Raw genomic sequence first — 10,985 nt, forward strand, 5'->3', positions numbered from 1 at the left:
CAGCCACCGATGCGGAACCGAAACCTCTCGTTGCGGCGAAGGCCACGTAGGCCAGGTTCCACCTGGCGTTGGTGACTGGCCGTTGGATCTGCCCCGTCAAACGAAGCCCGAGTTCCGATCACGCCTCGCTTCTACCGAAGCATCGGCTTGGGTGCCAGGTGAGACCTGGCCTACGAGCCTTGATGTGACGCACGTTTCAGCCCAGGGGTGAACCATCACGCGTTGGCGGCGGCCCAGGCGGCGAAGTTGGTGACGGTGTCGTCCTCGCGGTTGCCGATTGGCAAGCTGCTTTGCACAAACTCGCTGACATCGCAAAGCTCAGCGATCGAGTCGACAATCACGTCGGGTCCGTAAGCGAATTGGCCCAGGTCTTCTTTGTTTGTTCCGCCGGACAACGTCAGCACGGTTCGGTAGCCCATTTGGACGCCGCCCAGGATGTCGGTTTCCATGGTGTCGCCGACCATCACGGTTTGCGATGTGGCCAGCTTCAGTTCTTTACGGGCCGCACGCATCATGATGGGGCTGGGTTTCCCCACGCTGAAGGCTTTGCGTCCTGTGACCGCTTCGAGGTACGCGACCGTGGCCCCGCATCCCGGGCGGGTGCCGTTCTTGGTCGGGCAACTGGGGTCCAAGTTGGTGGCAATCAGCTTGGCACCACCAAGGATCATGTCGACCGCCGATTCCAACGCATTGAGCGTGATTGTGCGACCTTCGCCGACAACAACAAAGTCGGGCGAGTGATCCACGATGGAGAATCCGTTTTGATGCATTGCTTGCAACAGCCCACCTTCCCCAATGATGTACGCGGTGCCGTTGGGTTTCAGTTTGGCGAGGAACCTCGCCGTTGCCATCGCACAGGTGAAGATATGAGACTCTTCCACAAAGATCCCCATCCGATGGAGTTTGGTTTGAACGTCACGCCGAGTCCTTTGGCTGTTGTTGGTCAAGAACAAAAAAGGAATGTCCTGTCGAATCAATACGTCGATGAACTGATCGGCTCCTGGGATCAGTTCGCTGCCGCGGTAGATGACACCATCCATGTCGATCAAAAAGCCCGTTTTCATCAAATCACTGCAAGAGGTTCGGGAGTTGAAAACTTGATTGACAATGGTTTGCCAACCTTGAGAACTCGACCTCGAACGCAGCTTTCATACCAATGATTTAACGGTAGATTCGTGCCCGCTGCATATCAGCACGGTTGGACGACCGAACACGTGCGTGAACCTTGAACACCCCCCTGCTCATTTCAACAGCACATTGCACTGCAACAAAAAGGCAGGGTGAATCATCGAACGATTCAGCTCACTTCACCTCGAGTGCGTGGCTTTCGCTGTGGCTGTTGTACTGAGGTGCGTACATCGATTCGATGCTCGCCATCCCAGTCTGATAGTTGCCGCGAAGCTGCACACGACAGCGAGATTCCAACACATAGGTGCCTTTCCTGAGGTAACCAATGAAGAAATGCTCGGCCGCGTCTCGGGTGCTTTGGTAATAACCCAGTGCATCTTGTCGCCGGTATTGAGACAACACATTAACGGGCTCGGTGCCACTACCGCGATGGTCTCGCAGATGCAAGAATTCCATGTCACGATCGCTGCGGATGATCAACCTGGAGACCAGCTCATCCCCTACTCGAACGGGTTCGTCGCCAATAGGACGCAGCACGGGTCCGGAATCCGTCGCACGGACGACAAACAATTGCTTCTCGATTTGCAGAGGCGTTCCATCGTGCGGCGTGATGTTTTCGATATTCTCAAAGTACTGCCAGTGGACTCCGCCCCAAGCGATGCCTGAGGTTGTCTTCTTGACCTGAATCGAACCCATTTCGGGTGTGATCTCATCCGCCGAGAAACGGTGCTGGTAGAAACCAGTGCCGGCTTCCACGTTACCCTTGGGGACTTCTTGTTGCCCCACCGCAATGTCGACGACTTCATCGGAAGCCAGCTTATCCGTGCCTCGCAGCAGCAACGCGTACACGGCGTCGGCGGTGGATTTGGTGGTTTCCCACGACTGAGTTTCTTTCTGACGCAGCAACCAAGCTTGGCAGAGTTCGACCCGCTGGAGATCGCTGGCGACTTCGTCGAGCACCTCGATCATCATCGCCTGCGTTTCAATCGGTGCTTGGTGCCACCACCAGCCTGAGTTGGCGTCGTTCCAGTGCATGCCCTGCTCATCGACCACCGAGCGTTCGATCAATGAAGCGACGATTTCTTTGGCTTCTTTGAGTCGGCCCAGTCGATGCAAAGCAATCGCGGCGTGCCCTTGGCTCATGCGACTGGACAAGGACAACCAGTGTTCTGCGAGTTGGTCGGTCCAGTAATCAACCGCTTCCTTGTGCTCCGGAGCGGTCGGTTGGTTCTTGTAGAAACTGCGACCGTACAACAGCATCGCCACCGTCGGTGAAACATGTGCCTTGTTGCGGTCCTCTGGCTCGATGCGTTCATAAAGTTTGGTCGCATAAGCGTCCAAGTGCGTGAGCGCTTTCATCGCCACCTGCATGTCAACATCGACACCCAAATGTTGCAGTCGACCGAATCCGGTGACAATCAGCATGGTGATGGTGTCGTTGGATGGACCACCATCGAACCAAGCGAAGCTGCCGTCTTCTTTTTGCAGTTCGATCAATCGCCGCGTCAGTCGATCGGCTTGATCGTTGACACGATTGGTGTCGAACAAAATCCCGACGTTGCGACGTGCTTCCGATTCGGACTTGGATTGCAGCACCCAAGGTGTTTCGGTGAGTGCGATCGACTTCAGTTCTTCGTTCTGTGCCAGAGGGCTGTCCAGCGCCACTCGTCCAGCGACCTCGGGTTGGTTGCGCCATTGTTCAAACACGCGTTCAATTCGCGGGTCGGATGTGGCGATGTGCCGCGCTAGCAAGTTCGCGTACAAGCGATGGAAGGTTTGCTCGCTGCATTCGTGGGGATACTCCATCAAGTACGGCAGTGCCATCACGGCGTACCAAGCCGGATTGGAAGTCATTTGAATGGTCAGCGATTCGCTCGACAGTGTGTCGCTGTTTCCTTCCAACAACTTCGGCAGTTTGAAGGTTTTCGTTTCGGCACCGTCGATTGGCAGTGAAATGGATTCGTGCACCAAGATGCGGCGGGTCAAAACCGGCAGATAACCTTCTTCGCCATCAGACAAACGACCGGTCGAACCGACCGCCTTGTAGACCAAGTAACCAATGCCATCGGGCACTTGGATTCGCCAAGAGAATGTCTTGGACTGGCCGGCGGGAATTTCAAACGATTGCTTGGGCTGGGAATTGCCGACTTGAGCATCGACGGATTCACCGCTGGCCGCCGACGACAGGTTCAACGCCACCACGCCCGTTTGTGTTGCGGCGGATTGATTGCTGACTTTGACCGTCAGTTCAATCTCGTCACCTTCTCGCAACGTGCGTGGCGGGTTGGGCTGGACCATCAGGTCTTTGCTGGTCACGGCTGTGCCCGAGATGGTTCCCGATGCAAGGTTGGCACCGTGGGCAAATCCCAGCAACTGCCAACGAGTCAATGCTTCCGGCATGGTGAACTTCATCTTCACCACCCCGTTCTCGTCCGCGATCAATTCGGGGAAGAAGAACGCGGTCTCGTTCAAGTTCTTTCGCGGAGGAATGCCCGACAAATCGATCTCGGGATCATTCGATTCGGGGGGAGCATCATCAGACTTTCCGGAGTCACTTGTGATCGCGCTGCCAGCCGTCATCAAAGGAGCGGCTTGTTTCCGCATGGGTGCAGATGCGGGCATCGACCCATCAGCCATCATCATGTCAGATTCCGCAAAGGCCATTCCGCGTGCCATCGGCATGGGACGTCCGAAATGGTTGCTCAACTGCAGTTCGGAAACCCAATCGGGATAGCTCAGCTCACCGCTGGGGTAACCGCGGTGCGACCACATCACAACGGTCGACAAGTGTTGCCATCCGTTGTTCAGGTGCGGGCTGCGTGTGCTTCGATCTCGATAGAAGACGTTGAAGCCAGTTGCGAAACGATGCTTGGCAAAAACGTCGAGCGATGCGTCGTAAAGCGTTGCCACCATTTCCATGATGGAATCCTGCTGGTCCTTGGTCGACTCATCCACCACATTGGGTTCGATGATCGCGGTCCACGTCTCTTCCGCACCGGGTTTGAGTTTGGAAACAAAACGTTCCCAGCGGATGGACCAATCTTTGTTCGTCCACGGAACATTGACAACTTGTTGATGCAGATGCAGACGGTTCTCGTGGACCATCATCACGCGAACGACAAACCCGCCTCGCATCGATTCATCGACCGCTTGGGTGATCTCAATTTGTGTCTTGTCGCCGGACGTCCAGTACCGCTGCAAGATCTCGCCGCGATGCTCGACTTCCACTAAGGCCTTGGCATCTTTGTAGCCGCTACCCCAAACCGCGGTGAACGTTTCGCCCGGTTCCCATTGGGATTGAGGCGTCACAAACAGGCTGGCGATTGGCAGACCGAGTTGATCCGCTTTGGGATTGATCACTCGCAAAGGCAACAAGGCCGAGACCGAGTTGCCGGCTGAATCCACCGCTGACAAGATTGCTCGGTAGTGTCCCTTAGGAAGTGAGACTTCCCAGGAACCTTGGCCACTGGCGTCGGTTTGCAAAGTCTTTGAGGACTTCAATTCGTCCAGGGGCCATGAATTCGGATCCTCTGGACGAACTCGTTTGGATTCACCGTCCGCATCCGCAGGCAACGGTTGATATGTGCCCCAACGCGGTTGCGGAACAACTTCGGGAGCCTTCAGCGACCAGACTTCGATTTTGACTTCGGCGGCTTGGGCTTCGCCATCGAGCGAGGTTGTGTGAACCTGGATGTCGACCGGCTCTTGTTCGGTCAGCCAATCGGGTCGAGCGACGCTCATTCGAGCCGACATGGTCGTGTAGCCCGCCGTGACCGTGCGTTTGTCCGATCGAGTTTCGCCGGTGGTGTCGACCACGTCAGCGGTGATCACGTAGCGGAAGGTGGGTTCGCTGTCTCGATCGACCGAGGCGTCTGGCACGGCATCAAAGGACACGTCAAAGCGCCCCAGTTCATCCGTGGTTGTTTCGCCTTGGACGATCGTTTGCGGTTCGGCGGGAGGCGTCGGGATCCACCAGCATCGCCATCCCCACCAAATTGGATATTGGACTTGGCGAACGACGGTGTAGCGAACGGTCGCGTCGTTGATTGCCGCGCCAGTGTAAGCGGTTGCGTGGCCGGATACCGTCACGGATTCTTCCAGTCGCACCGGATCCTTGGGAGCGTCCAAGGTCACCTCGAACTTCGGACGTTTGTACTCTTCCACACGAACGGTGGCCGCGCCACGTGGGAACTCGCGGACGATCAGTCGCATTTGGCCGGTCAGTCCCGAGATCGGCAGATGGAAGCTGCCATGGCAACTGCCGCGATCGTTGGTGACCAAGTCCAACGTTTCGACCACTTGGTTGTTGGGGTCGAGCAACTGCACCTGCAGCGATTTGCGATTGTGGGTTTGGTACAGATTCTTTGACTGGTCATAACTCGTCGCGATGGCTTTGAAGCGAAGCGTTTGCCCCGGACGGTAGATTGCACGGTCGGTGAAGAACACAGTCCGGCCGCTGAGTTGATTCGACGTCCGTGAATGACGAATGGAATGATGCTGCTGGGATGGAAGACGATCCTTTCCGTTTTGTGCCAGCAACAACAAATTGTCCAAGTTGGTTCCCTGCTCCGCTTTTAACTCGAAGCGACCGTTCGGGTCAGTCGTCAACGACGGCAGCGATCGGTATCGGTAACCATTGTTGCGGTTGTTCCGCCGCTGGCCATCATGAGCCCAGGTCCAAACGGCCACGGTCGCTTGAGGAATCGGTTCGCCCGTCTTCGAATCCAACACGTGTCCTTCGAGCGTGCCTTGGTTCCAGCGACCATCGGTGACAAGTGCCAATTCGCTAACCCAAACCTGTTTGCCCGCCAGATAGTTCTCTTTCCAAACGAAGTCTTCGTCGACGCTGGCGATCAGCAGGTAGCTTCCTTTTGCCAAGTTCTTGGGGACGTCGATTCGATGAACGTTGGTTTTGAAATCGGCGGTTTCCTTCAAGTCGACCGACCACTGTTGCACGGCGGGTTCCTCGGCAAATTTCCTCAACCAGTCGTGCTCGTTGTTCTGAACCATTTGGCCTGAGTTCAGCAGTTCGTCAAAGCTCAGCGAGACCAGTTTGAAGTGCACCTTGTTGATGTTCTTGTAGCTGATTTCGATTTCCGCCTGAGCGGACTCGGAGAGGGCCGGGTTCCAAACGCGTTCGGTCGCGATGTTGAGCTGTGGTGCTTCGATTTGTTCGATCAACGCCGCACACTGCCGTCCGCCAAAGCTTTCCGAATGGGCTGCTACAGCCGCTTTCGCGATTTGATGAGCTCGCACGAACTCTTCTTTCCCCATTTCCTTTTGAGCCAAATGAAAACTGGCTCGGGCGCTGATGGGATGGCTTTGGTTTTCACTGAGGAAACGCTGCATCGCGGCTTGCGACCGTTCGTCCTTTTCGGAGCCCACCGCGTTTTGTTCTGCGAAACGCAAACGATTCCAGTTGGCATCGAGGAACGCGTCATTTTGTTCGTCCGCGTTGGATTGTCGGAAACGCACCCAATCCTGCATCAACTCGGTGGCTCGGCGAAGCGGTGATTCGAGGTCCGTTTCGGGGATCTCCCAGGCCAGGAAATCAGCAACCGGATCCAGGATCGGCGAGTTTGCTTCCAGTTCGAAACGCTCGATCGGTCCGCTGTAGATCGAATGGGCGTCGACGAAATGGTCGATGGCTTGGTTGACCAAGAAATCATAGACCGTGGGGCGATATAACTCGGGAGCGTTGCCTTCGGTGATCAGTCGCTGGATCGATTCCAGGTCGGTCGCTTGCAGGGTCTCGGCGTCTTCCAAGGCTTCGTCAAAAAGTGTGCTAGCGTGGCGAATGATTCGCTGAGCACTCCAGGTTTTCAGGTCTTCGCTGGATTTGATTGGCGTGGAATCGTCTTCGCGAGATTCGATCTCGGTGCGGTTTCGGAATCGCCATTGGTTTTGTTGTTGATACGAATAGAACCAACTGGCCAGCACCGCCTGCAGGAGCGGTTTAGATGCCTCCGGTGCAGCATCCAGGTCTTCCTGAAGATGCAGAATCCGGTCTTCAGCACCTCCACCATCGAGTTGGCCTCGCAGGGAAGCTCGCATCCCCATGGCCAAGACCGCATCATCGTGGTCTTCTTCGGCGATGGCGGTGGGTACGATGGCGTCGTAGTGTTTGATCGCGGTCTTCGGCAGCCCCTTTTGCAACGCTTCTTTGGCGGCGTCGAATTGCTGTTTCCGCCACGAGGCATCTTGCTTGGGTTCAGCGGCCATGGAGAGTCTCAGGGGTAAATAGAGCAACCCGAGCAACAGACTCAGAACAACAACGACGTAAGTCACGGTACGAAATTGCCGCATAGCGGATCACCTCAAGAAGCTGCAAAGAAAAGACACTGCCACTCAGGGTAACGATTGAACGAGCATGTTATTAGGCGGAAAGTTTTGGATCGTCGCTTGGTTCTTTTTAGCCGCCCTGGTGTACAGCAGCGCAGGCTTCGGCGGAGGGTCCACGTACACCGCGTTGCTAGTACTCAACGACGTTGATCATCGCGTTTTGCCAATGCTTTCACTGGCTTGCAACTTGCTCGTCGTGTCAGGTGCATGCTTGCGTTTCGCGACCCAAAGGCAAATCCCTTGGTCTCGCAGCGTTCCCTTGGTGGTCGGGTCCATTCCTTTGGCCTGGGTCGGCGGATCAATCCCCCTGGACCGGGAAGTGTTTGTGCCGTTGCTAAGCGGAACGCTGATTGTCGCTGGCGTTTTGCTTTTGATTGGCCGGTCAAAAGAACGCAGCGACGAAACGTCATCGCGAGAGAACCAACCCGAGAAAGTTTCGCTAGCAAATCAAACCGGATCGAGCCGCATGAATTTTTGGTGGAGATCCGGCGTGCTCTGGCAAGCGAGCCTTGGTGCCGGCTTGGGTTTGCTTGCGGGACTGGTCGGCATCGGAGGCGGCATTTTCTTGTCGCCCGTGCTGCACCTGACTCGTTGGAGTCACGCTCGGGACATCGCCGCGACTAGTTCGTTGTTCATCCTGGTCAACTCGGTGGCGGGATTGATCGGCCAGACGAGTAAGCATGGTTGGTCAGTCAGCGAAATCGCGACGGAGTTTCAGACGCATGCCCCGTGGTGGCCTTGGTTGTTCGCCAGCGTTTTGATTGGCGGTCAGATCGGAAACCGGGCCGCGGCGAGTTGGTTATCGCCCCTCACTCTTCGCCGAATCACCGCCGTGATTGTGCTGACGGCGGGCATTCGCCTGGGCTGGATGTAGGCAAAGTTGCATAGGCTTCCGGCCTGTGATTCCTGCTCACAGGCTGGAAGCCTATGCCAAATTAACCAACCAGTTTTTGATGCGATGCGATCAGTTGATCGGCCGCGGAGTTGATCTCAGCGGTGGTGTTGAACCGACCGATGCCGAACCGCACGCTTCGGCGGGCTTCCGATTCAGTCAATCCCATCGCCAGCAACACGTGGCTTGGAAGAGCCTCGGTGCTGCTGCATGCCGAGCCGCTGCTAAACGCCACGTCCGGAGTGGCGGCCATCCAGGATTCGCCTTCGATGTCTCGCAGTCGCACATTCAGATTGCCGGGCAAACGACCAGACGGCTCGTCACTCCAACTGGCACCGTTGAGTTGCAAACCGTCAATCGATTCGTTCAAACGACTCCAAAGCAATTCTCTCAATTCCAAAATTCGCGAGGTGTCGCTTGCGAGATCTTCGATTGAGATTTGCAGTGCGGTTGCCATCGCAACGATGGTGGCTGGATTGAGCGTTCCGCCGCGAAGCCCTCGCTGCTGGCCTCCGCCGACGATTTGGGGACGCAGTCGCACGCGTCGGTTGCCGTTGCCAACGACGAGAAAACCAGTGCTCTTGGGCCCATAGAATTTGTGCGCCGACGCGGTCAGCAAATCAACGTCCGTCGCTCGCACATCGACCGGCAATCGCCCGACCGCCTGAGTCGCATCGCAGTGCAATGCCGCACCCGCTTCGTGGGTGATCTCAGCGATGGATTGGATGGGTGCGACGGAGCCGATTTCGTTGTTGGCCCACATGATCGAGACCAACGCGGTTTGTTCGTTGACCGCGGCACGCAACTGGTCCAAGTCGACTTGTCCGGCCGAGGGATGATCGTGTGGATGGACTCCGACGCGAATGATCTCGATGGGCTGGCCGCTGGCGGAAACCTGTTTCGACAAATCGTCAGCCACTTCCAAAACGGCGGGATGCTCGGTGTCGCAAACCACCACTTGATGACGTTTGCAACGCGGATGCATCAGCACACCTCGCATGGCCAAGTTAATGCTCTCGGTGGCTCCAGACGTGATGACAACGCTTTCGCGGGGAGCGTTCAGGATTGCGGCCATCGAATCGATCGATTGGTCGATCGCTCGGCGAACTTCACGTCCGGCTTCGTGGGAATCGCTGTGCGGGTTGCCAAAGTGTTGCGTCAGATAGGGCAACATCGCTTCCACGACGCAAGGGTCGCAGGGCGTCGTCGCATGATGGTCGAGATAGATCATCGGAATTCGCGGTTTTAAATCGTCAGCTAGCGAAGCGTTTCGCCGCTCGGCAATGACGCTTGTTGCACAACGGCCTGATCCAAGGTTGCCTGATTGGCAATCGGGGATCCTTCTAGTGCCGAGAACTCCGCGTACACCGGCAAATAACTGGACACGGTTTGTGCTTCGGAAAGGCTGAGATTGTACACACGCAGGAAGTCATAGACCCCGCCGCGACCGATCGCTTCGGCAGTCGACTTGAAATCGAAGACAATGTTCTCGGTTTGATGCCGGCCAAAGATATCCGTGGGCGTACTGGACACCGCGGCACGAACCGAGCGTCCCGCGATTGTGGGCAACAGATACGCATCATCGGCTTGGAACAATCCCATCATCAGGATGTCGTCTTCACCGCGGCCATCGTCTCGGATGGAATCGAACAACTGCCCCAACAATGCGACTTCACCGGGAGCACGCCCCAAATCAATTCGCACGTTGGCAACCGTGAACGTCCACGCCCGCGATGCGGTTGGCTGTGCCGCACGAAACCAGGCCACCAACGGGTCATACAGCATTTGTTGGTCGGGATCGGCGACTGTGTACGTCTGGGTTCGATCCACACGAATGCGATCAGGACGAAACAAGATCACCATTTGCTCGCCACGATCGGCGGGCCCGGTTGGTCCGCCGAGCACGTAGTCGTAGACCGGACCTCCACTGCCGAGCGAACTTTCGTTGATCGCATCGACCATTCGTGGAACGAGATCTTGGTGCACAGACGAAACCTGTTGCAACGCCACCATATCGAACTGGCGAACGACGCGAATCAAATTCATTCGGCAAATGTTGCTGGCCAACTTCGTCGGACCAAATCCGTCCAGGGACCAGGAAGCGATGCGAAGATTCTTGAACTTCGCCGGACGCTTTGCAGAAATCTGCTCCGCCGGTGCAGAACCAGCACCATCGTAGACCGGATTGCCCCAAGTACGCTCAGTCGTCGACGGCCCCGACCGAAGCATGTCACTGGGGCTGTAGATCACCGGGTCGGCTTCGATGGGATTGCCCGATTCATCGACCGGCCAGTCCAACGATTCGCGAGCGTCGGTCGACGAGGTGAATGTGAATGGATCATCGAGTTTCTCCCAAGCGAATTCCGCCTTGGGTTTGATCGCGACTCCGTCCAATCCGTCGATGTTGTAATGTTTGAAGAAGTACCATCCCCCGCCGATCAACAACACGACGATCAAAGCCATTTGAATGGGATGGCCTTTCTCGGGTGCATCGGACATGACTGCCTCCGGGACTTTTGGGGCGGATGTGGGGCGAAAAACGTACTTCTGGGCATGCTTGTGATCGTGGCGAACCAATTCAATCGGCCACCATCGTTTTGAATCGGCGCCCGCATCGTTGCAG

General features: G+C 56.4%; 5 protein-coding genes. 1 reads left to right on the forward strand and 4 read right to left on the reverse strand.

The window, feature by feature from the left end; genetic code table 11:
- Positions 1-215 precede the first annotated feature (215 nt).
- Entirely contained in the window at positions 216-1,064 is an 849-nt protein-coding gene (locus tag RE6C_RS20220) for an HAD-IIA family hydrolase (protein WP_008659563.1), read from the reverse strand.
- Between the two features lie 238 nt (positions 1,065-1,302).
- Positions 1,303-7,434, reverse strand: coding sequence for an alpha-2-macroglobulin family protein (locus RE6C_RS20225; RefSeq protein ID WP_236618373.1), 6,132 nt, complete (start codon positions 7,432-7,434; stop codon positions 1,303-1,305).
- Positions 7,435-7,498: 64 nt separating this feature from the next.
- Between RE6C_RS20225 and RE6C_RS20230 the strand changes: the two genes are divergently transcribed.
- Positions 7,499-8,344 (forward strand): sulfite exporter TauE/SafE family protein, encoded by an 846-nt coding sequence (locus RE6C_RS20230; protein WP_081605701.1) that lies wholly within the window; start codon positions 7,499-7,501, stop codon positions 8,342-8,344.
- Between the two features lie 61 nt (positions 8,345-8,405).
- Here RE6C_RS20230 and RE6C_RS20235 read toward each other — a convergent pair whose 3' ends face one another.
- A complete protein-coding gene (locus RE6C_RS20235; RefSeq protein WP_008659570.1) occupies positions 8,406-9,593 on the reverse strand; it encodes a cysteine desulfurase family protein in 1,188 nt (395 codons plus the stop codon).
- 26 nt (positions 9,594-9,619) lie between these two features.
- On the reverse strand, positions 9,620-10,985 hold a 1,366-nt coding region (locus tag RE6C_RS20240; protein ID WP_236618374.1), incomplete at its 5' end, for an exonuclease/endonuclease/phosphatase family protein.

Origin of the sequence: Rhodopirellula europaea 6C, assembly GCF_000338295.1 — a bacterium.
Lineage (GTDB): Bacteria > Planctomycetota > Planctomycetia > Pirellulales > Pirellulaceae > Rhodopirellula > Rhodopirellula europaea.